Consider the following 21,483-nt stretch of genomic DNA (forward strand, 5'->3'; position numbering starts at 1 on the left):
TAGTATGGAGGAAAAGTTACAAGAAAAACAGTACCCACTTTTTGGTGATATAGTCACCAAAAGGTGATAATTGAGGCGGCACAAGCTTTTGTTTTTACAGCCTAGCAGATGGAAGTGAGTTTCATAGGCGAATTATAAATTTCAATTTTCATCATTCGATTCTCCTCTCAAATAAAGAAGCCGAGAATTTTCATCTCGGCTGGATTGTACACTTACTCGCCCGTTTTCGCGAACGTTTCAATACGTTGTCCAATTTCATTACGTACACGTTGGAATACTGACCATTTTTCATCGTCTGTTCCTTGAGCTTTTGCTGGATCATCAAATCCCCAGTGTTCACGGCGTACATTCGGTGGAGTAATTGGACATTTATCGGCTGCATCACCGCACAGAGTGACAACAAGATCAGCAGAGTTCAGAATAGCTGGATCGATAATATCCGATGTCTGATTGGAAATATCAATTCCCACTTCGTTCATTGCTTTCACTGCATTTGGATTTAATCCATGGGCTTCAATTCCGGCACTATACACATTCCATTCGTTTCCTAGATGTTTTTTAGCCCAACCTTCAGCCATTTGACTGCGGCAAGAATTTCCTGTACACAAGAAATAGATCGTTTTTTTACTCATTTTGATATTCTCTCCTTTAGAATCAATTTCATAAATCATTAAATAGGTAAATTTGAAACTATATTTATAAAATGAGGAGCCATAGATACAAACCTAAGAGTGTAATAAACAGAGTAGGAATCGTAATGATAATCCCCGTCTTAAAGTAGGTTCCCCATGATATTTTGATGCCTTTGGTTGAAAGTACATGCAGCCATAGAAGCGTTGCTAATGAACCGATTGGAGTAATTTTAGGTCCTAAATCGGATCCGATGACGTTTGCGTATACTAAAGCTTCTTTTATGACTCCTGTTGTATGAGTTGCATCAATAGCAAGCGCATTAATCATTACTGTCGGCATGTTATTCATAATGGATGAAAGAATAGCAGCCATAAATCCCATTCCCATCGTTGCTACAAATAGTCCCTGCTCTGCAACTGTTCCAATTGCATCAGCCAAGAGATCTGTCATGCCTGCATTTCGAAGACCGTACACAACAACGTACATTCCTACCGAAAAGAATACGATGTTCCAAGGCGCGCCTTTCACCACTTCTTTCGTTTGTACAGCTGGACTTCTTCTCGCAAGCATTAAGAAAGCTAACGCGATGATTCCAGCAACGATAGAAACCGGAATACCGACGAACTCACTTGCAAAGTATCCGATAACGAGGATGGCGAGTACGTACCAAGAAACCCGAAACATGGCTCTGTCCTTTATCGCTTCCATTGGAGCTTTAAGATCGGAGTCGTCAAATCTCTTAGGAATGCTTCTTCTGAAGAAAATATATAGAACAAGAATACTTGCCGCCAAAGCAAAAACATTCGGAATAATCATCCGACTCGCATACTCAGTGAAGCTGATCCCAAAGAAATCGGCAGACACGATGTTGACCAGGTTACTTACAACCAGAGGAAGCGATGTAGTGTCTGCAATAAAACCACTGGCAATTATAAACGGAAACACTTTTTTCTCATCAAAATTTAGGGCTCGTACCATAGCAAGCACAATCGGTGTCAGGATGAGTGCAGCTCCGTCATTCGCAAAGAAAGCAGCAACGATTGCACCGAGTACACTAATGTACACAAACATACGGATTCCATTTCCTTTGGCTGCCCGAGCCATATGCAGTGCAGCCCATTCAAAGAATCCAATTCGATCCAAGATTAACGAAATTAAAATAATGGCCACAAACGCTAATGTTGCATTCCATACGATTTGCGTAACGTCCCAAACATCTTGGAAACTGACAACTCCAACTAACAGAGCAAGAACAGCACCGCCACATGCAGACCAACCGATGTTTAAATTTTTCGGCTGCCATATGACAAGCACAAGTGTAACTAAAAAAATGATACAAGCTAAGATTGTCGATACCAACTATAAACCCTCCAACTTGACTATCTTCTAAGGTTTGGCAAGACATACAAACAGCATGCTCTTACCCTCTCCATAAAAACATCACAGAACCAGAGTACTAGCTCTAAGATTTGTCATCAACCGCCTCCTCTATTCCGAAATCATTATATAAGCATATACTTATATATACAACCTGCTTTTTATTTTCCTCCAATACAAGAAGATTGTAATCCTTGTTTATTAAGGTCCGTTAGAATTTGCTGAGCATTCGGTAAATTATGCAGAACCGCCTGAATATAAGGTTTGTCCTCCACATGTATTGAATAGTAAATCCACTGACTCCTTCTTGATTCTTTTACAAGATCCAGGGATTTCAGCTTCCGGATATGCTGACTTATCGCCGGCTGAGACATTTCAAAGATATCCACAAATTCGCATACGCACCATTCGCGTTCTTGTAAAAGCAACATCATCGTAAGTCTTGTTTTATCTCCCAGAAGCTTCAGACGATCCGCAGCGAGAGATAAATCAGATGTGGTTACAACTTCACTCACGGTCCTTCTCCCCTTTCTTCCTGTCGATTATTTCTTATGTATCCATCTTACATAACATCATTACATTTATCAAATAATTTTGATGTATTGATATAACACTGACTCTATGTTAATATTTAGTTAATCAAAAATATTTGATTTATAAAAAGGGAGTATGTTCTCATGACGATAGACGCGACATTCTTGGTCAGTTACGAGGCTAAGTTTAAAGCATTAGCTGATCAGAAGCGACTTCTCATTATCAATGAGCTTTGCCAATATGAAGAGGTTTGTGTTTGTGATCTTGTAGAAAAGATGGATATACCTCAGTCCAAGCTCTCTTACCACCTTAAAATACTTCTTGATGCCGGCTTTATACTCAAAGAAACCAGGGGTACTTGGAGCTACTACCGACTAAATGAAGGAGAAATTAACAAAGTATTGTCTCTGGAATTGTGCTGTATGTTCACAAAACCGAGTAGTACAACCAATGCTCAAACTAAATGCTAATTTGAACCCCCTCATTAGTGAAGCAGACGGGTTATTTGTCGCTATTGGACATACGCCAAACACCTCTTTCTTAGGTGAACAAATCAATACCGATGCTCATGGATACATTGTTGTAAATCCAGGAACGACAGAAACCAATATCCCAGGTGTCTTTGCTTGCGGAGACGTACAGGACTCTAAATACCGTCAAGCGATTACCGCTGCCGGATCAGGTTGTATGGCTGCTATGGACTCCGAAAAATTCCTGGAGGGTTCTGCCATACATGACTGAAGTGAGATTCTAAATCAATAATCTTTTTTAAAAAGCTCATCAAACACTTTGATGAGCTTTTGTTTTATATTAAAGAAAATAGTCTACAATGGAGGCAGCAAAAATGCAGATACGTATAAGACCTGCTATCGAAAATGATGCTCAAGGTATTATGGAAATCTATAATTACTCAATCGTAGTTGAGAGAAATGCAACCTATGAGACAACACCTAAGACGTTAGAAGATCGAACCCAGTGGATACGATCCCAAGGAGATCGGTATCCGATTTTAGTTGCAGAAATAAATGATCAGATTATTGGCTGGGCATCTGTCTCTAGTTACCGGACAAGAGAATGTTATCGCGGAGTTGGCGAATTCTCTGTATATGTACATAAAGACTTTAGAAAGCAAAATGTAGGTTACAAGCTACTCGATGAACTTCTTGAGGTCTGCAAGGATGCAGGTTATTGGAAGCTGCTCTCACGTATCTTCACCTTTAATCAAGGAAGCCGTAAACTGTGTGAGCGTTGTGGGTTTAGAGAAGTTGGGATATATGAAAAACACGCAAAATTAGGGGATGAGTGGCTCGATGTTGTTATAGTCGAGAAAATCATTTCCGAAAATATAATCTAATGAACATCAAAAAAGCCCGTCATCCGGCGGGCTCTTATAGTTATTTTATATATTTGAGTTTCGCTAGTTTAGCTACAGCATGAAGACACTTTAGTAGCAGGTGTTGTAGAACAGCAGCTCTCCTCAACTTGATCTGAGACATTATTTATACTGCACACACCCTTCTCTGGTAATTCCAACTCCACTTTTTCGGCTCCTTCGTAATCTCCTGCCAGATATGCAGCAATGGATCTCACCTGCTCGTAGCCTGTCGCCATTAGAAAGGTTGGGGCTCTGCCGTAGCTCTTCATGCCTACAATATAAAAGTTCTCTTCCAGATGCCGAAGTTCTTTCTCACCGTGTGGACGAACCGTTCCGCAGCTGTGTACATTAGGATCAATAAGTGGGGCTAGAGTTTCTACACTCTCCGTAGTTTGATCGATACTGAGCCTGAGCTCGCTTATGAACGAGAAATCCGGACGACTTCCTGTGTTCACAACAATTTCATCTATGCCCTCAACTTGCTTTATTTCACCAAGACTCATGCCGATAATGTTGATTTTACCCTCCACCTGTTTCAACTGATGAATACGGAATGGTGTAAAGACCTTTATTCTACCTTGATCTACAAGTCGATGAATTCGACTTCCGAGTGCTCCTCTAGCCTTCAATTGGTCATTGTCTTCCCCACCATACGCATTTCCTACTTTACTCTTCCGCATGATCCAGAAAATTTCTGTGTTTGGGTCTTTAGACAGTTCCAGCATTGAATTGATAGCCGAATGCCCTCCTCCAATTACCGCCACTTTTTTACCATTGAACCGTTCTCCATCTCTGTTTTTAATGTCAGGAATACCATAATAAATATGCTCTTTAAGATCTCCTTCTTCCTTCGTCCAAATCCCACTGCTATGGATCGGATTCGCTTTCCCCCAAGTGCCTGTTGCATCGATAACTGCTTTTGCCTCATAAAGGGTTGTTAACTGGTTTTCCTCCACGAAAACAATGAATGGCTGGCTTTCACGCCCTAAGGTTTTCATTTTATCCATATCTTTTCTGCTGACTGCTGTTACTTTTGCATTTAGCTTTAAGCTGGACTCTATTTCAGGCAATCTGGATAGAGGGTATAGATACTGCTCCAAAAGCTCTTTACCTGTAGGTAAATCGTCATCATTCGGACGTTCCCAATCCGTTTTCTCGAGTAATCTAGCTGCTGCTTTGTCGATGTTGTATTGCCAAGGGGAAAATACCTGTACATGCCCCCAAGCCTTAATATGACTTCCTACCTCAGATCCCGACTCAAAGATGATAATACTTTCTCCTCTTTCAATAAGGTGTGCAGCTGCAGCAAGTCCGATCGGACCGGCACCAATGATGGCCACAGGAAGATCGGTGGACGAGTTACTGTCCGGCTTAACTAAATCTCTGTTGATTTCAGGTGAACAACAACTGTTCTGAACTTGTTTAAATTGGATTTCCTTCATTTCACATACCTCACTTTTTTATTTGCAATTTGCAAGTATATGTTAATTATATAGGGTGACCTTGAAGATCACCCCATAGGAGTACAGCATTTGTCTGATTTAAGCATACTTTCATTTAATAATTTAATCGATCTGAGAACGGTTTCTCGCTCAAATTCATTCATAAAAGAGAAAACCTCATTTAAGTAACTGTTCATATTCTCATCAATCGTTGTAGCCACGAATTTCCCTTCTGACGTTAGATGTAGAATATATACTCTACGATCCTCGGGAAGTGTTGTTTTCTTGACTAAATTCTTTTTAATCAATGTTTGCACCTGACGGCTAAATGTGGTTATATCCATACCAAGCGTATCCGCGATCTGCTGCATAGATGGCTCATGCTGTCGATCAATTTCATAAAGAATATGGCTTTGGATCATTGATATATCATTAGTTCCTACACTACAGCAATTCTTATTCAAAAGGCCGAATCGGCGTGCAGTCACTTGTAGTAATTCTCTAGGACTTTCTTCCATCTAAGCTCACCTCTAGATTCAGTTTTACCATACATATTTGCATTTTGCAATTATTATGTTTAAAGAGTTCATTTTAATACAAATACACAATCACCAAGCCAATACTGAATTTATTCCCCTCAATTTTGGGTCTTCAAGCATTCTTATTACTAATACTAATTGCAATACCGCCCCAACTGGCAATATGAACTCAGATGTGGGCAAAAACGGGGGTTGAGAGGAAACAGCCGTTCTGCAGTACGCTCAGTGGCACAAGATGCTGCCTCTTGATGACAAAGAAGCAGTCTGCAATGGCAATCTGCTTCTTGAAGTAAATATTTTTAAAATTCTTTATCCGCAATTGGACGAAATTGGTCTGTGACTGTAATCAGTTTGCTGCCTCTCAGGTAAAACTCGTCATCTGCTCTCCATGTATGGCTCTTCTTGTTCTGCCTGCGATGATATACATAATTATAGGGTGTGGTAGCATACGTTTTGAATCCTTTCTTCCTGCACTGCCTCAGAAACGTAACATCTTCGCCTACAGAACGATCGGTAAATCGAACCTTTCTGAGCACTTCCTTCTTGAACAGTATCGTCCCCCCTTGTACAAATTCAACAAATTTACTAGCTTCTTCAGGGGACCTGACCAAGAGCTTCTTTGAAGCGCATAGATATACGAGACAGGAATGTTTACCTACGATATCACTGTTGGTTCTTCTCAGTGCTCCTACTTGTTCTTTCAAATAGTAGGCGGAATAATAGTCGTCGTCATCAGCCTTCGCAATTAACGGAAACCGTGCACGTTCAATCCCTGCATTCAAACATTGTCCTAATGAAATCCTTTCGGGCACTTGGAATATACTTACATTGGCATAATGTCGAACGCGATTTCGATATGATTCTAGATTCATGCTGTCATGATTCAGAATGATAATTAGCTCTTTGTTCTTATATTGCTGTCTATTAAAATTTGTCAGGATATTATTAAAAAATTGCGGTCGATTCGTACATACAACGATAGAAACGCCATATCTACTCTCTTTTCTCTTCAACGCTTAACCTCTCTTCTATCCATGATTTTTTATCATATGGTAGAAGGGTTGCGCTGGTGTAGGCAAATAGTATCAAATTTATAGTGTAGTCACTGGGTTGGTCAGTCGAAGAGTTAATGCAAGAATCACGGTTTTTGTGCCAAAACTTTCATAAGCTTAATGGCCGAGCGCATGCGGGGTCGCTTCAAATACTCCTCCACATAGCGGTAATCCGTCAGGATCACTTTGGCATCTCGCAGTCCATAAGAAAAATCATCGTCAAACAGCAGCTGGTACTCCCATACCCGCTTTTCCCAATGCGGAATGTTCGTCAGCATCCACTCATCTTCCGCTCCGGGGTGGACATAGGTTTCGCTGACCCCTTCAGGAAGTCTGTACAGCTTATCAATCAGTGATTGCTTAAAGCTCTCATAGGTCTCCCCCTCCATAACAGAAAAAGGATGCGAGAGCAGATAATCCGGGATGGGAACGCCAAACGTGTCAGCTAGGCCTGAAGCGAGTGCAACAGGACGCTCAATATTCGGCAGTGAGCTGAGCAGTGGGTCTTCAGGATCGATATAGCGGAACAATCGAGCCGGGAGGCGCCAACGCTTCGTCTTCCACAGCATCTGCGGAATGAGACTACGTCCTGTTTCCATACCGTACAGGCTACCCATGTGATTATCCACATGGCTGATTTGAATGCCTGCCTTGCTCGCCAGCTGGTACTGCGCTTCCAGCTCTTTTAACACGGCACTGTCCTCTGCCCCTCGTTCAAACTCACGAACGGTCCGGTACTGATGACCACTGTCATCGTGAAGAGAGGAATGCCTCGTTAAACTGCTCCATCGAAGGGCTTCGAATTCGCTCGTCAAGGTCAGATGCAGCCCGACATTCGGTTGACCTCGGCGTGCCGCCCAAGACGCAGCCTCTTCAAAGCCGGGAGCCACGGTCATAATGGTCGCCGAAGACACTTTATTCTCCTCCAGCAGATGCTGTATCGCCTTATTCATGGCCTTGCTCTGCCCAAAATCATCACAGTTGATGATGAGTCTTCGATCCAGTATCATGCCCGCCTCCTCTCATATTTTTTGAGAATTCGATTTTGGCTGCAAACGAGAACAGGAATGAAATAGCAAGTAAGCATAAGGGAACGATGCTAATCAAATACCTGAAGGTTGATTCCGGATTACTCCCCGGATTATCACCGCTTTCATATCCGAATATCATGCCTACAACAAAAAACGCCAGAGCAGAGATCAAACCACTGGAACGTGTAATAAATCCGCTGACAGCGGTATATATCCCCTCTCTGCGTTGTCCCGTCCGCTCCGCATCTTCGTCAATGATACTGCCGTTAACCATGGCCGGTGTTACCAGAAATCCTGCCAGACCAAACCCAACACAAATGCCTGCCAGAATTCCGCTGATCAGATCGTTGCCAAACCAGAGGGGAATAACGGATACACCGTATACGAAGAGCGACAATCGCCATGCCTTCACACCATCCATTCTACGAATGATTGAATACCAGACGAACACCAAAGGGATAACAGATACAAATACAGCCGCGAGCAGAATCGACACTTGATTATCTGGAATATTCAGTACATATTTTGCGTAAAAAGGAATCGTCGAGCTAATCAGTCCATTTACCGTCTGGGCAAATGAATTGGAGATATTAAATACCCAAAATTTCTTGTTGCGCAGGGTTTCGCGGAACGCTTGAATTAACTTGAGTGGTTCGCTTGTGCTGTATACATCTTGCTCCCTAACGCTCATCATGCAGAGAAACATAAATGCGCCGAACAGCAGCGCATACAGTATCGCCATATTTGAGAATCCCATTGCATTATAGATCACCGGAGTCAGCGCGGTACCGATCAATAGTGCCACGACCTGGTAGCCCTGCTGGATGGCAGACGCCTTCGCACGAATGCGGTCTCCGCGATACAATTCGGGAAACAGGGCTCCATAATTGACCCATAATACGGTTGCAGCCGCTTCATATAGAATAAGGGCAACCATGAACCACATAAACAATCCGTTCTGTGATAATCCTTCCGGTGGCGAGAACACCAGTACGAAGGTAAGCATAAACAGTGGAATAGCACCGAATACCCACGGTCTGCGACGTCCCAGTCGGGTTTTCGTGCGGTCGGACCAATATCCCATAAGTGGATTGTTTAAGGCATCCCAGATCAGAAATACGGTTCGTGCCAGAGAGGCAAGCCCTATGCCAAGGCCCAATGTATCCACGTAAAAAAAGATGTAAAACGAGCTGAACGCCTGGCTCGGGACCATCATGGCAAACATGCCAAGCGAATATGCATACGGTGAATTCACGAAGCTGCGCTTCATCCATTTCCCTCCATCCATGTCGCTCTGACAAAGCTAACATATTTTATTAGTATCGTTCCATTTTGTATCATCTCCCTGTCATTAGTAGTAATTATATTATACATTCTCTTCCTATCCGGGTCCTAAACATCAACCAGAATAGAAACGTCTTCGTCAGTTGACGTCTTTTGAGAAGTGCGTTTCATTCTTACAATTCTCATACATCCATCTTAATGTAATAAAAAAGCAGCTGCTGCTGGATATATGCAGCTACTGCTTTGATTTAGTTCAATTTAATAGATTTCTCATTTTGGTCACCAGATCTGTTAGGCGGGTTCGTACAGCGCGATGAATCGACTTGCTTACTTCTTCTGTTAATAGGTGTTCGCGTGTAGTATCGTTGATATAAATTTCAGCCTTTGTACCCTTAGTCATCTCAACTGATTTAGCCAAACCTCCAAAATACTCATAATAATGATCGAGATCGGTAACTTCATGCTCATGATTGCTCCTGATTTAGATACAATGTCAACGGCAGCTAGGTTCGCCCTGTACAAATCATGCATATCCTTGCCTCTGTATTGGGAGCTATACACATGCTTAAGGCTGTTTATGAAGGCTGCGCCAAGTTCCTCTTCTTCTTCCCATTGCTTCGTTTCAATCAGTTTGCCTACTGAGGTTCCGTATTCTCCTTCAGCCGGACCATATAGACGGGCTCATGCCAAGTCCCAAGCTTCATCATGCTCAGCGCCGGTACTGCGTAATTGATGATACAACTTCTCCGAATGCTGTTTAATCCGATTCTGATCCAAGGGCTCATCCAATTCAGCAATATCTTTAAACAATTGATGAAGCCTGGACAGCTGATCTGGAAACATATCACGGAAAAATCCACAGATATGGACTAGTATATTGAGTCTAACTGTACGCTCAGACGCATCAGACTTATCCAGATACGACAGCGCTTGTGATGTGGGGGCTGGAGACGGCTCGAACACAAGGAGAGACGATAGGTCAAATTCTGGGTTATTTAGGCGCCAGAGTTAAGCAGCTGAAGAATTTGCAAATGGAGTATGAAATTATCCCCCTTGCTGACCTAGAGAAAATATGCAGGCCATTTGGGATATAAGATCTGCGTATTAGATACAGCTCGGACTCTAATGTCTCCAAGTCGGAGGCTTCAATAAACAACGCTTCTGCCTGCTCCTGTATTTGGTCCCATAGATCCGGAAGCCGTGCAGAATTTATATGCCCCGCTTCACGGTATTGATGCGGCATCGCTTCCAGCCCAGCGTATTCTCCATATAATCCCGATAACGTAAACGGAGGGGATTGATAGCCGATTAAGGATGCATGAGATCTTCGTTTCGCAATCATCGCTTCGGAAGGATTGCCTACATAGTAAATATAAAAATGCGGGATATCTTGAATCAACGCATCAGGTATACAGTCACCAGACATTCCACTTTCTTTGCCACTCATAAATTCCAAAGTACCGTGGGTTCCAACATGCAGAATTGCATCCGCCTCAAATTCATTGTGAAGGTATTGAAAAAAGGCTAAATACTGATGATGGGAAGCAGGCTTTTATCATGATAAGCTGACATCTTAGTCATTCCTATATAATGATTGTGAAAGTATCTAGCTCTGATGAAGTAAGTGGCTACAAATTTACGTGGCACCTCTTTAATTCAAAAATTAGGTGACCCAAATCACTTCACTGGTATCCATTTCAACCTGCTCCAGTACTTCTTCAAAATGACGGCTGGGAGTAATCGTTGATAATGAACGCCATTCATTACCATCGGATTTGGTATACACTGCCCATGCATGATCCTCAAGGCGAAACTGAACAAACTCAGTTGAGTCCCACATTCTCTCGGTCCAATCGGGTCTTTCCTCGGACATGGTAACCGTTCTATCCCCAATATGGTAAGTAATACGAACTTCTCCGCGTAAATCGGCAGGGATTTTCAAGCTGATATAACCATCCAGAATGGAGCAGATTCTTTTTATAGTAAAATGATCCATATCTATCCCCCTTCTTTTTTAGAAAACTTATTGCTTATATGATCAACCAGGCGAGCAGCAGAGTGCTTCCCACAGACATAACGATTTGCCTGCCCGCTAACCGAAGTGCAAAAGAAGCTCCCATTTCCTTGTTGATTGTCCACAGTGTCACCAGACATGCTGTCAAGGTAGATGCTAAGTAGACCAATATAAAGAGCTCACCACCACTTAATGACTCCACAAAAGAACCTTGGCCCTGATTCAGCAGGAGTAGTCCGTCTTTTCTCAAGACAGAGAATAGAATGCCGCTGGCCGCTTGTTCTGGTAATTGGAAGACGGAGAGCAATGGACCGACAATTTGGACTAGTCCTGTGATAATTCCTATCTGATCGAGTATGGTAGCTAGCAGACAGATACCTATGAATATCGGCATGGCCTGTGTCAAGAATTGTTTAACAACAGATCGAACTCTCCAGCTTATGGATTTCCACGTTGGCATTTGTAAATATGTTCGATTATAGAGGAATTGCTGATCATCTAGCTTATCCCGATTCCAAATACGTGTATGAATAGCTCCCACAAGAACAAGAACAATAATATAAGGAACAAATAACCAAGGTTTGCCCCCTGAACTGAAAATGGATAATGATGCCCCTATCTGATAACTGCAGGCTGATCCAAATGAAATCATGGAAATACAAGCCCTTCGGGTACATGAGCTGCATGTACGACTTTGAAAAACGGCAACGACATTGCATCCAAAACCACTAAGTACCGGGATTAGATCCTTACCATTTAATCCAATCTTGATCATCCAACCATCTAGAGAATCGGTGATACGATCTTTGAGTCCACTTTCTTCTGTTATAGCGACGCTGATACCGATTAGCAGAACTACTGGAAACGCCCAGATAAAGGAGTACAATCCCAAGCTAATCATTCCATAGTCGCCCAAGAAGAATGATCTAACCGGATCACTTATACCCGATGTTATCCGATTTAAAGGATCAAGGATCCAGGATTCCATAAACGGCTGAATCCAGTCTGAGAATAAGTAGGCAATGTACACCGGCACTGCAAATAACAATAAAAGTGCAACTAGAGCTGCAATTCTCCCCAAGAAGCTGTGTTCAAACAGAGTCGATTGTGGTTTTACTGCATATGAAACGGGTGGATCATCAATCTCTGGCACTTTCTTCATGGGCCTGGCGACAGAAACTGCCTTTAGAATCAGCGATCTTTCATCTTCACTTAATTGTCTCGTATTTCCGGGAATTACAGATATGCCAAGACCTTTGCGATAGTAATCTACCTGCGAGGCTAGCTCAGGAGAACACTTATCCGCATATGATAGAACTAAGACTACATTTTTTTCTTTCAAATCAAGCATTTCAAGAAGCAAGGGTAACTCTTCATTGACATTCGTTCCACGTACGACAAGTACAATCGTATCTCCAACTGAGAGTTGCTCCAAGGCAAGCATTGTTGTAGCAGAATCATCCTTCAATTGTATTCCTGGAGTATCAATAACTTCTAATGGAACATCAAACAGTTGACCCTTGCGAACGGTAACGGTAGAACCGCGGTAATTGGATTCTTCTCCAGTGTCCTTACCGGTAATACAACGGAACAGAGCGGATTTACCCGCTGATTCAAAGCCTACTAATACTACGTTCTTGAGGGCATCTCTTGTGGTAATGGCTTGGTTTAGCATTTGCAATCTTCACCACAGCAAGAAAGATCATCGAGGAACATGCCTGCCTCACGATATTGTGAAAGAATCGAGACATCCATATCCAATCTCTGTGCAATAGCCTGTGCTACAACTGCAAATCTTTGTCTATATTTGTATATGAAGCATAATTGAAGATTACCATGTACCACTTGTGGACCCGTTATAAACAAACCAGGATTTATAGTGGATTCATCTGCAGTGCTTAATTTTAATTCGCCCTCTTGATTACGCTCAATCAGATGTTCAATTGTCTTCAAACTGCTCTGAAAACCGGTCGCTAGTATGGGCGGCTGCATAGTTTTTATTAGGCGTGTATCAGCAGATTCATTCTCACAATACAGCACGTAGCCCCCATCGTCTTCAGCTTCGATCCACTGTACCTCGAACCCGTGTAGTATAGTGATCTTATTATTTGCCATGGCTAATCGAAGTCTATCTTTTGTATAAGGGCTAAGTTCAACGCTTGGATCACTTGAACCTTTGGCCAAGCTTCTGTGATCCCGGTCAATGACTGTCACTTGTTTGCCTTGGCCGCTTAAATGGATTGCTGCGTCAATACCACTCTCATAACCGCCGACAATAATAAATTCCTCTCCTTGAACTTCAGCCCATTCGGTGAATAAGCTGCTGTGGATACCATATTCAGCACCCGGGAACGAATCCAATTTAGGATATTGAAACTCCCCTGCTGCCCAAATTACAAACCGTGAATTGATCTCACCGTGTGATGTCATCAGCTTATACTCCTGGCCCTGCGGAATTACTTCCGAGACAACGACCCCTGTTTTAACAGGTAATTTCTTATACTGCGCCACAGCCTGCAAATACGTTGCGTACTCCTTGCCGGTTGGATGCTCTGAACCGAGGGTATATGCCGGGGATGTGTTTAGAACAACCGCATTCAAATCTAACATTCCATACGCATTACTAGTGAACGAAGGAGTAATAAGCCTCATTTCCTTCGGCCATGCCATGAAGCTTGCGCCAATCTCGTGCTGCTCCAAGATAACAAACCGTTTCATACCAAGATCTTGTAAGACAGAAGCCATGCCTATTCCTGCTGGACCTCCACCAATAATTACGCAGTCATAATCTTTTAGTAATTTCATATTTTTCACCTTTCGAATTTCTAAGCTTCAATTCCATCACGTTATGTTTATCAATGTCAGACTGTTCGGTCTCAACAAACCCAATATTTTTATAGTAATCAATCAACCCATGAGTCAAATGATCTTTGGAATGAGAACAATGCGCGTTATCCACATGGGGTTGAGCAATTAAGAACACAATGCCATGCTGATTGGTAAATAGATTCTGAATCGAATGCTTGATTAGATGTGCCCCTAATTTATTCCCTCTGAATAAAGGATGAACGATTAAATTCTGAATATAAAAGAGACTCCCATGATCCAGTGAATTGGGATACTTATTCGTTTGCACAATCTCATCTGCTCGAACCCCAATAATGGAATGTTCTCCGTCTACGGAATCTAACCAATCAAACCAAGTTCCTCCTATTTTCTCTTTCCATTCACTTCGAAATTCTGATATGTCCAGTTTTGCAATCATCAGTTTCTTCTGATATTCGTCTACCCAATAGTTCTCACATGTTCTGTTGAACTCTTCTTCAAAAAGTAACCCTTGATCAATCTCATCGAGCGGAATAATCATTTGCATATGATGAAAAATGGGGAGTGTATCACAATTAAAATGATGACCTTCAAAGCTGAAAAAGCCACGAGATTCATATTGTAAATAGGGAGTAATCGTAACGGAAGCAGGATTGGATATATTGATTCTTAAGTTAATGTTCAGATGTTCCCCCCCCTGTTCTCCTGTATAAATCCCCTGCTCTTATCCTGAGTAGCTATGAATCAAAGACTCAAGCTTCTTCTTGCCATTTGGACAAATGCCGCCATGGTAGAAGAGAATTTGATCAAAGTCATAATCAAGCAGCTGTTCGAGCGATTTCATCGCTTGGGGCATATTGATCGTCAGCTCCTGAGGTGGAACTTGAATTTCACCGTTCGTATAAAAGAGTGCATCCCCAATGATTAATTGACGGCTTTCTTCCAATAGGAAACTTATATGTCCATCGGTATGGCCTGGGGTGTGAATAACTTGTATACCTCCGCATAGACTTAACCGCTCTTTATGAGCTAATAGCTGGTCTACTCTGCTAGATGGCAAAACTTCCAATTCTTTTTGCCGAGGTACAACGTTCTCCTTCAGTAGACGGTTCTCACCACGAATATACGGAGCATCAAATGGATGCGCACAGATCAGAACATTAGGGTTAACCGCCGAGATTTCTGGAAGACATCCGATATGATCCAGATCCTGATGTGTCAGTAATAAGTAATCCAGGCTCGCAGCCGAGCTTCCTGCACGAAGCATCTCATTCTCTAATTGTTCGAATTGTCCGGGCAATCCTGCGTCAATTAGAATTTGGACATTGTCATCTCGAATCAACATGGGATGAATCATGCTCTGTTCTCCCATGAAGAACATATCTAGTTCTAGTAAACTCACTCTATTGTCAATAATCTTCATTTATATAAATCCTCCGGCACAAATCTTTCCGAATGAGCTGATCACGCTCAGACAACCGCACATTCGCTGAATTGGGATCTAAACCAGTCTTCATCCAGGTTTTTCCCAATAATTACAATCCTGCTTGTCCTGTCCTCTCCTGCATTCCATTCTCTCTCCGCATCCACTCCGAACATCATGTGTACTCCCTGAAACACGACTCGCTTGTTCGTTCTCTGTACATTGAGAATTCCTTTGTACCGGTAAGTATCAGTGGCGTGCTCAACTAACCATGTATTGATAAATTTATTCACCTTCTCCAAATCCAGCGGTCTTGATTCAGTTAGTACAATGGAAAAAACATCATCTTCATGATGGTGGTGGTGGTGGTGATCCATAAAATGAGGATCAACCTCCAGCTTGTGATCCATGTCAAAGGTGTAAATTCCCAAAATCTCATTCAAGTCGATCACCGAATATTGTGTGTACAATAAGCGGGCATGACTATTTATGTTTTTTAATCTGGATTCTAATCGTGCGAGGTCTTCCCGGGTGACGAGATCTGTTTTATTTAACAGGATGACATCAGCGAAAGCCACTTGCCCCTTCGTTTCACGACTGTGGTCCAGGTGATACTCTGCATGCTTTGCATCCGCAACCGTAATTACTGCATCAACTCTGAAGAACTGGGAGATCAGGGGTTCAGCGAGAAAAGTCTGAATAACAGGAGCAGGATCAGCCAATCCCGTTGTTTCAACAACCACCCGATCATAATGAATACGCTCAGGAGAACTTACAAATTTGCGATGCAGCAGATTCTCCATAATATCTACGAGATCACTTCGAACCGTGCAGCATATGCAGCCATTATTCATCTCGATAATCTCTTCATCGGATTTCACAATCAGCTCATTATCAATGCCTACTTCGCCAAATTCATTTACAATGACTGCCATTTTATGACCATGATCCTCATTTAATATGTGGTTAAGCAAGGTTGTTTTGCCAGCTCCCAAAAATCCGGTAATAATGGTAACGGGAATACGCACATCCTTCTCCATATTCATTTCATTTCAATCCTCCTTTGTACTTAGAGATGAAAATGAGTTTATTCGTAATGATTACGATTAAACAATACTATAATCCTATTTTTTATTTGTGTCAATATAACTCCTCTGCAAACCAAAAAAGCCGCAATTAATAGCGACTTTATTCATCTGTTTTACGAACCGACTCATGATAGATTTCAGCGTACTTTTTCGAGTCCTTGATGAGGTCGTCGCAAAAAGCGCGGCATATCATAAAGAAAGGACGGAAGCCGCATTGTCCGTGCAGCTTCCGTCCCGATCTTAGAAAATTATAGCCATTCGTCTTAATTGTAAGCTGTACTGCCTTGCATTCATTTTGCTTCTATTTCTTCTTCGTTCTTTTCCTTAGGAGGAATTGATTTCAATTCCTCAGCTACTAAGCCTTCTTCCTGTGTTTGAACCATCTCAATTACTGCCGCAAGGAAAGCGAGACCGAGGCCTTGCCCCCAGCCTTGTGCCCACTTCCGGTCGATGAGGAGATATCCTTCAATGTCGTTCATAACGGCTGTTCCACCGGATACGTTCATAACTCGCCCGTTCGGGGAGATGTTGGCAAGCACACCGTCCAGAGCCTTCCGAACGTACTTAGCATGAAGCGGATTGCCTTGCATTAGCATTGCGGCAGCGATACCCGATGTAGCGGATACTTCACCATATGAATCCTGGTAATCAAGTACGGTTCCCCAGAGTCCGTCTTCCTTCTGCAGCTTTTTAATTGCAGCAAGCTGATCCCGAAGTGAACTCCATATATGCATCATCGGAGGATATAAATAGCTTTCCGGCAGTCCTCTCGCTGCACGTGACATCGTATAGGCGGCCCAAGCGTTAGCACGCGCCCAATGAATTCCTGACATGTGGTCTTTGTTAATATGATTATAGCCGTGATACCATAGCCCGTTGTCCTCATCCTGCAAATAGTTGATATGCCAGAAATACTGATGAAGTGCATCATCAATCAATTGCTTCTGCTTCAGCTTGACCCCAACACGAAGCATAAAATAGGCGGCCATAAATAACGTATCTGCCCAGCATTGCTCTGGAAAATCATTTTTTGAAGACACGGTATGCTGAAGTACACGATCTCCAAAACGCAGTGCTTTGTTCTCCAAATAATCCACCTTGCTGAGAATAAGATCGAGGTATTTCTGGTCATTTGTTTGCTCATATAAAGTAACCAGCATATGCCCCATGGCACAAGTGTTCACTGTCCATCGCGGAAGACCGGCTTCCAAATATTCATCAACCCAATCCGCCATCCGTTCCAAATAGCCCTGCTCACCTGTCACTTCAAATGCCCGGCTTACGCCGTAGAAGGCAACCCCGCCTGGCCAGTCCCAAGTTAAATCCATACCAAATGTGTAATCCACCACACGATCAGTAATATGCCTTAAATCCGCAGCAGAGTTAGAAATATTTAATTTCATAAATCCTCCATTTCCGGAAACTCAACATACAGTAGAGGTCCCTATATGATTACAATTTTACGATAGTACGAATATATTGCGGCTTTACACTCACCCGTGTATTTCTTAATACATTCAACAAACACTTTAGCTCAAAGCTCTTCACCTCAAATCTCAAGGGATTATTCCTGCAAGAACTCTCAGCATTTCAGAAAGAATGAAGCGCTTCCACAATTAAATCAATGCAGCTGTTTGGTTCCTCTCAATGATTATAATTGTACACTAATTATAGGCAAAACTAATGTAAAAAATCTACAATTAATTGTCCGATTATGTTGGGAATAAACATAAACACAGATAAACGAAGTAAGTCTATTTATAATCCAAATTAAACCGATTCCATCTCTGCTGCCAAGGGATATCGGCCCAGAACGGATGATGCGGTGCGCAGTTGGAGCATAGTGTCATCCCCCAGAAGCCAAGCGCCATTCCTTTGCGGATTGCATATTCGGCGATATACTTTCCGCCCGGTCCTTCTTCAAAGCTTGCATTTAGCGGTGTATAACCGACATAACCTTCTCCGATGACAACCGGAATACCGTTATGCCGTACCCAGTCATGTAAATATATTAGCTTCATCCCGACCGGATTGCCTTCCATCCGCCATTCTTGTCCTTTCGGCAGAGTCCAATCCTCGAATGGTGGCGCATCGTCTCTAAGCAATGATTGTACAAAAGGATTCGGGAACAGCTTATCATCGTTCAGACCAGCCAAATCCATTAGCTCGTTCAGCACGCCTTTTATGTATAAATGAAAATGAGCGACCTGAAGGTTGCGAGCAACATAGCTTTTTGAATATGCTTCATTCAGGGTATAGCTAGCCGTTATCAATATATCAGGGTGGCGCTCGCGTAGATAGCCTACTGCCTCTTCAATATATGGCTGCATCACTTCAACAAGCTCTGGGGTGTTTGTCTCTGGAATTCCTTGGGGCTTTGCTGATACTCCCAGGAGGATAACATAATATAACAGTTATGAGCTTGCGCCTGCTTAAACAGTTCCAGCAGATGAGCATGTCCGTCCCCGGCAATTGTACCAGCGGGTGCGCTGGCCGACCTTTCCTAGATTACCGAATTTCAAGTGACCTGGACGTTTCCCTTCACTCGTGAATAGCATGAATGGCATGGCACATATGCGAATCGTATTGTATCCTCGCTCCACCGCTTCCGTTATCCAGCTTGGTCAACGGCTGTATGGTAGCAGTTACAATCCCAATATCATGTATGATCATATGAAATGAGAGAACCGCCCCCATCCCGCTTCTCATCGTAAGAGTTCCTTGTCGAGGGAAAGCAGCAATGCCTCTGCCTGTGTCAAGCTCAATACGTACCTCGGTATGGTCCATCGTCTCCGCATGATCCTGAAAGTTATTCAAAAATAGAAAGCCGCTGCCATTCCCTTGACGTACACACCAGCGAATTGTTCTGTGTCCTCCGGCAGGATTTCGGATTAACCCGGCGGCAGCTCAGTTCCAAGCGGGGCGATACCCGCTCCAAAGGCTTCCAGCTTTCACCCTTTGGGTTGGTTCCCTTGCAATCCCCCAGCTTGCCCGAATGAATCGTCTTCACATCAGACTTAAGCTTCAATGTAAGCAGTTTCATATTTTCTCCTCCCAGTGGATCAATGCGCCTTGATGGTCTTGATCCAGATCCATCACCCTATTGGAAATCATCGGCAGCTTCTGGTAACCTCCCTCAATCCTAGCTACTCCAAAGCTTATTCCTGAATTTTCTTCGGATTTTAATCTGGTCGATGACTGAATGCGGATATACGAAGCATTCATGCCATAGCTCAAGATTACAAGATTCAGAGTAGGCGAACAATTGACAATTCTCTGTACTTAATGGACTATATTCTGATTTGACTATTCATAGCAAACTACGATTCTATTAACCAATGAGCAGGAAATTTTAAATAATGAGGTAATATAGTGTGTTGATTACCTATAGCCGAATTGACTTGTGCTTGAGTAAGGAAAATACATCCCGTAAGATTCGCACCTGATAAGTCAGCGTCCCTTAAGTCTGCGCCAATAAAATCTGCTTTTCTTAAATCAGCGTTCCTCAAATTAGATGCTATCAATAATGCTCCTCTCAGATTTGCACCTCTTAAGTCAACACCTTTCAAATTTGCACCCAAATAATCCAGACCCGTCCGCACTTTACGTTTTTTATTACGATGAATGAAATCTTTACGAGTTAATTCACTTGTTATCAATAGTAAATCATTCACATTTTTTCTATGTAAAGGTATATCTAATTTCAAAATTTCCTCTGGATTAAGATAGGTTAGAGCTAAAATTTGATCAAAAACAATTTGCAATTCATGATGTATGGTTTGAGCGTCTTCCAGATCTATAGCTTGATTTAGGTAATAAAGCATTTCATGTAGTTGTTGAACTATAGGAAACACGTCAAACATTGGCTTGGATAACTCTGTATTCGCTCTCCAATCATTGCCTTTAAAAATTTCCTGTGAAACATGTTGTCCTGCTCCAAAGCATTCATAGGAAACACACCCTTTAAACCCCTTTTCTCTTAGATGCTCATGTATGCTGCAGCGATGATCTGAATACAAGTTACGACAGGGGACTCCCCCTTCTTTATCAAAAGAAAAATCGGCTGATTGTGCATACGGTAAAGCCACGCAACATATCCCAAAACAGTTTTCACAATCTGATTGTAGTCTGCTATTCAAATTAAACACTTCCCATTAATTATTAGTACTCCCCAATTGAATATCTACAAACGGCTGATATTTGTTTGGTTCAACTTCTTTATATACGCGTACATAATTTACATCAAAGGTTGGATAAGGAGCTAAGTCATTAATTGCTAACCGCTTCATCTCTTGAATCTCCGTCTGGTTCATACCCCAATAGGTTTGTCCTAAGGTCAAATGGGGATGATATTTATCCATTTCAAAATAACGATCTATAAGTTCTTGTGATGGAGAAGCCGCTTTTACCAATCTTCTATGTAATTCGGTTACATCACTCGTATCAACACTAAGAAATGTAACATAACTTCCAAACGATCCTGGATCTGATAATGATAGTTGAAAACTTTGCATTAAAGAACATGTTTGTCTTACTCTTTCTAACCAATGTAGATCTGCTGTAAGGCCACCTTGCGCTTTTACAGTGATGTGAGGCTCCACTACATCGTTAAGACGATTACTGGACCAACGATCACGAAATGTCATTATTTTTTCTTTATAATCATCTGGAGGGGTAATTCCAATAAAATATCTCATTGTAGAGACACATCCTTTAGAAAAATATATGAATCATAGCCCACTTGCTCTTATCTTTATATTTCTTCGATTATATGCCCGCTAGCTTAATGAGTAAGGCAGTATAATGTTATTAAAAAATGCTTCCTTACCTTAGCCTCCTTAAATCAATGACATCGAAATCTGAGG

At 42.2% G+C, this 21,483-nt stretch carries 21 protein-coding genes and 4 pseudogenes; 3 read left to right on the forward strand and 22 right to left on the reverse strand.

The features are described 5' to 3' along the window. Positions 1–212 precede the first annotated feature (212 nt). The 3 genes from arsC to BM415_RS08175 form a co-directional block, all read right to left on the reverse strand. The gene (gene arsC / locus BM415_RS08165) at positions 213–632 is read right to left on the reverse strand and encodes an arsenate reductase (thioredoxin) (protein WP_091156673.1); all 420 of its coding nucleotides are present in this window, start codon (positions 630–632) and stop codon (positions 213–215) included. Positions 633–696: 64 nt separating this feature from the next. Next, on the reverse strand, positions 697–1,992 hold the full coding sequence (locus BM415_RS08170) for an arsenic transporter (protein WP_091156675.1): 1,296 nt from the start codon (positions 1,990–1,992) through the stop codon (positions 697–699). A 179-nt stretch (positions 1,993–2,171) separates the two neighbouring features. Next, a complete protein-coding gene (locus tag BM415_RS08175; protein WP_244533186.1) occupies positions 2,172–2,525 on the reverse strand; it encodes an ArsR/SmtB family transcription factor in 354 nt (117 codons plus the stop codon). A 162-nt stretch (positions 2,526–2,687) separates the two neighbouring features. On the opposite strand from BM415_RS08175, the gene BM415_RS08180 reads away from it, so the two are divergent. The 3 genes and pseudogenes from BM415_RS08180 to BM415_RS08190 all read left to right on the forward strand — a co-directional run bounded on the left by BM415_RS08180 (position 2,688) and on the right by BM415_RS08190 (position 3,898). Further along, positions 2,688–3,014, forward strand: a complete 327-nt coding sequence (locus tag BM415_RS08180) for an ArsR/SmtB family transcription factor (protein ID WP_091156678.1) — start codon at positions 2,688–2,690, stop codon at positions 3,012–3,014. Between the two features lie 19 nt (positions 3,015–3,033). Further along, positions 3,034–3,285: pseudogene (locus tag BM415_RS08185) on the forward strand (FAD-dependent oxidoreductase); the annotation flags it as partial. Positions 3,286–3,388: 103 nt separating this feature from the next. Beyond that, a complete protein-coding gene (locus BM415_RS08190; RefSeq protein ID WP_091156681.1) occupies positions 3,389–3,898 on the forward strand; it encodes an arsinothricin resistance N-acetyltransferase ArsN1 family A in 510 nt (169 codons plus the stop codon). Positions 3,899–3,966: 68 nt separating this feature from the next. Here BM415_RS08190 and BM415_RS08195 read toward each other — a convergent pair whose 3' ends face one another. The 19 genes and pseudogenes from BM415_RS08195 to BM415_RS08280 all read right to left on the reverse strand — a co-directional run bounded on the left by BM415_RS08195 (position 3,967) and on the right by BM415_RS08280 (position 21,315). After that, positions 3,967–5,361: an NAD(P)-binding domain-containing protein gene (locus tag BM415_RS08195; RefSeq protein WP_091156684.1), complete on the reverse strand. Its 1,395-nt coding sequence runs from the start codon at positions 5,359–5,361 to the stop codon at positions 3,967–3,969. Between the two features lie 68 nt (positions 5,362–5,429). Beyond that, positions 5,430–5,879, reverse strand: coding sequence for a MarR family winged helix-turn-helix transcriptional regulator (locus tag BM415_RS08200; protein ID WP_091156685.1), 450 nt, complete (start codon positions 5,877–5,879; stop codon positions 5,430–5,432). A gap of 320 nt (positions 5,880–6,199) precedes the next feature. Next, the gene (locus BM415_RS08205; RefSeq protein ID WP_091156688.1) at positions 6,200–6,913 is read right to left on the reverse strand and encodes a glycosyltransferase family 2 protein; all 714 of its coding nucleotides are present in this window, start codon (positions 6,911–6,913) and stop codon (positions 6,200–6,202) included. Between the two features lie 125 nt (positions 6,914–7,038). Next, complete coding sequence (locus BM415_RS08210; protein ID WP_091156691.1) at positions 7,039–7,962, reverse strand: polysaccharide deacetylase family protein; 924 nt, start codon at positions 7,960–7,962, stop codon at positions 7,039–7,041. Beyond that, positions 7,928–9,253, reverse strand: a complete 1,326-nt coding sequence (locus tag BM415_RS08215; RefSeq protein WP_091156692.1) for an MFS transporter — start codon at positions 9,251–9,253, stop codon at positions 7,928–7,930. Before BM415_RS08215 ends, BM415_RS08210 begins: the two co-directional genes overlap by 35 nt. Positions 9,254–9,520: 267 nt before the next feature. Then, positions 9,521–10,110 (reverse strand): annotated as a pseudogene (locus tag BM415_RS25475) (cobaltochelatase subunit CobN). A gap of 148 nt (positions 10,111–10,258) precedes the next feature. Beyond that, positions 10,259–10,798: pseudogene (locus BM415_RS08220) on the reverse strand (cobaltochelatase subunit CobN); the annotation flags it as partial. 132 nt (positions 10,799–10,930) lie between these two features. Beyond that, on the reverse strand, positions 10,931–11,263 hold the full coding sequence (locus BM415_RS08225; protein WP_091156694.1) for a DUF3024 domain-containing protein: 333 nt from the start codon (positions 11,261–11,263) through the stop codon (positions 10,931–10,933). Between the two features lie 34 nt (positions 11,264–11,297). Beyond that, on the reverse strand, positions 11,298–12,956 hold the full coding sequence (locus BM415_RS08230) for a nucleoside recognition domain-containing protein (protein WP_091156695.1): 1,659 nt from the start codon (positions 12,954–12,956) through the stop codon (positions 11,298–11,300). Beyond that, complete coding sequence (locus BM415_RS08235) at positions 12,950–14,086, reverse strand: NAD(P)/FAD-dependent oxidoreductase (RefSeq protein WP_091156697.1); 1,137 nt, start codon at positions 14,084–14,086, stop codon at positions 12,950–12,952. The genes BM415_RS08230 and BM415_RS08235 overlap by 7 nt, the downstream gene beginning before the upstream one ends. Then, the gene (locus tag BM415_RS08240; RefSeq protein WP_170862404.1) at positions 14,064–14,546 is read right to left on the reverse strand and encodes a GNAT family N-acetyltransferase; all 483 of its coding nucleotides are present in this window, start codon (positions 14,544–14,546) and stop codon (positions 14,064–14,066) included. Before BM415_RS08240 ends, BM415_RS08235 begins: the two co-directional genes overlap by 23 nt. Positions 14,547–14,831: 285 nt before the next feature. Beyond that, positions 14,832–15,530 (reverse strand): MBL fold metallo-hydrolase, encoded by a 699-nt coding sequence (locus BM415_RS08245; protein ID WP_091156701.1) that lies wholly within the window; start codon positions 15,528–15,530, stop codon positions 14,832–14,834. 47 nt (positions 15,531–15,577) lie between these two features. Continuing rightward, the gene (locus tag BM415_RS08250) at positions 15,578–16,576 is read right to left on the reverse strand and encodes a CobW family GTP-binding protein (protein WP_091156704.1); all 999 of its coding nucleotides are present in this window, start codon (positions 16,574–16,576) and stop codon (positions 15,578–15,580) included. Positions 16,577–16,908: 332 nt separating this feature from the next. Next, positions 16,909–18,021, reverse strand: a complete 1,113-nt coding sequence (locus tag BM415_RS08255; RefSeq protein ID WP_091156706.1) for a glycoside hydrolase family 88/105 protein — start codon at positions 18,019–18,021, stop codon at positions 16,909–16,911. Positions 18,022–18,372: 351 nt separating this feature from the next. Then, positions 18,373–19,227, reverse strand: a pseudogene (locus BM415_RS08260) (cellulase-like family protein); the annotation flags it as partial. Continuing rightward, the gene (locus BM415_RS24705) at positions 19,160–19,435 is read right to left on the reverse strand and encodes a hypothetical protein (protein WP_139236969.1); all 276 of its coding nucleotides are present in this window, start codon (positions 19,433–19,435) and stop codon (positions 19,160–19,162) included. The pseudogene BM415_RS08260 and the gene BM415_RS24705, both read right to left, overlap by 68 nt. Continuing rightward, positions 19,428–19,661: a hypothetical protein gene (locus tag BM415_RS08265; protein ID WP_091156709.1), complete on the reverse strand. Its 234-nt coding sequence runs from the start codon at positions 19,659–19,661 to the stop codon at positions 19,428–19,430. The genes BM415_RS24705 and BM415_RS08265 overlap by 8 nt, the downstream gene beginning before the upstream one ends. 277 nt (positions 19,662–19,938) lie before the next feature. After that, positions 19,939–20,757, reverse strand: a complete 819-nt coding sequence (locus tag BM415_RS08275) for a pentapeptide repeat-containing protein (RefSeq protein ID WP_091156715.1) — start codon at positions 20,755–20,757, stop codon at positions 19,939–19,941. A gap of 15 nt (positions 20,758–20,772) precedes the next feature. Next, positions 20,773–21,315, reverse strand: coding sequence for a 2'-5' RNA ligase family protein (locus tag BM415_RS08280; protein WP_091156718.1), 543 nt, complete (start codon positions 21,313–21,315; stop codon positions 20,773–20,775). Between the last annotated feature and the right edge of the window lie 168 nt (positions 21,316–21,483).

The organism is Paenibacillus sp. 453mf (assembly GCF_900116105.1).
In the GTDB taxonomy this organism is placed as follows: Bacteria; Bacillota; Bacilli; order Paenibacillales; family Paenibacillaceae; genus Paenibacillus; species Paenibacillus provencensis.

What these genes read in the sequence shown, in the direction of transcription:
- BM415_RS08195 (WP_091156684.1), bottom strand. Translation starts at nt 5,361, where the DNA reads ATGAAGGAAATCCAATTTAAACAAGTTCAGAACAGTTGTTGTTCACCT.
- BM415_RS08180 (WP_091156678.1), top strand. Translation starts at nt 2,688, where the DNA reads ATGACGATAGACGCGACATTCTTGGTCAGTTACGAGGCTAAGTTTAAA.
- BM415_RS08250 (WP_091156704.1), bottom strand. Translation starts at nt 16,576, where the DNA reads ATGAATATGGAGAAGGATGTGCGTATTCCCGTTACCATTATTACCGGA.
- BM415_RS08265 (WP_091156709.1), bottom strand. Translation starts at nt 19,661, where the DNA reads ATGAAACTGCTTACATTGAAGCTTAAGTCTGATGTGAAGACGATTCAT.
- BM415_RS08235 (WP_091156697.1), bottom strand. Translation starts at nt 14,086, where the DNA reads ATGAAATTACTAAAAGATTATGACTGCGTAATTATTGGTGGAGGTCCA.
- BM415_RS08190 (WP_091156681.1), top strand. Translation starts at nt 3,389, where the DNA reads ATGCAGATACGTATAAGACCTGCTATCGAAAATGATGCTCAAGGTATT.
- BM415_RS08215 (WP_091156692.1), bottom strand. Translation starts at nt 9,253, where the DNA reads ATGAAGCGCAGCTTCGTGAATTCACCGTATGCATATTCGCTTGGCATG.
- BM415_RS08210 (WP_091156691.1), bottom strand. Translation starts at nt 7,962, where the DNA reads ATGATACTGGATCGAAGACTCATCATCAACTGTGATGATTTTGGGCAG.
- BM415_RS08245 (WP_091156701.1), bottom strand. Translation starts at nt 15,530, where the DNA reads ATGAAGATTATTGACAATAGAGTGAGTTTACTAGAACTAGATATGTTC.
- BM415_RS08200 (WP_091156685.1), bottom strand. Translation starts at nt 5,879, where the DNA reads ATGGAAGAAAGTCCTAGAGAATTACTACAAGTGACTGCACGCCGATTC.
- arsC (WP_091156673.1), bottom strand. Translation starts at nt 632, where the DNA reads ATGAGTAAAAAAACGATCTATTTCTTGTGTACAGGAAATTCTTGCCGC.
- BM415_RS08280 (WP_091156718.1), bottom strand. Translation starts at nt 21,315, where the DNA reads ATGAGATATTTTATTGGAATTACCCCTCCAGATGATTATAAAGAAAAA.
- BM415_RS08255 (WP_091156706.1), bottom strand. Translation starts at nt 18,021, where the DNA reads ATGAAATTAAATATTTCTAACTCTGCTGCGGATTTAAGGCATATTACT.
- BM415_RS08230 (WP_091156695.1), bottom strand. Translation starts at nt 12,956, where the DNA reads ATGCTAAACCAAGCCATTACCACAAGAGATGCCCTCAAGAACGTAGTA.
- BM415_RS08225 (WP_091156694.1), bottom strand. Translation starts at nt 11,263, where the DNA reads ATGGATCATTTTACTATAAAAAGAATCTGCTCCATTCTGGATGGTTAT.
- BM415_RS08240 (WP_170862404.1), bottom strand. Translation starts at nt 14,546, where the DNA reads ATGATTGCAAAACTGGACATATCAGAATTTCGAAGTGAATGGAAAGAG.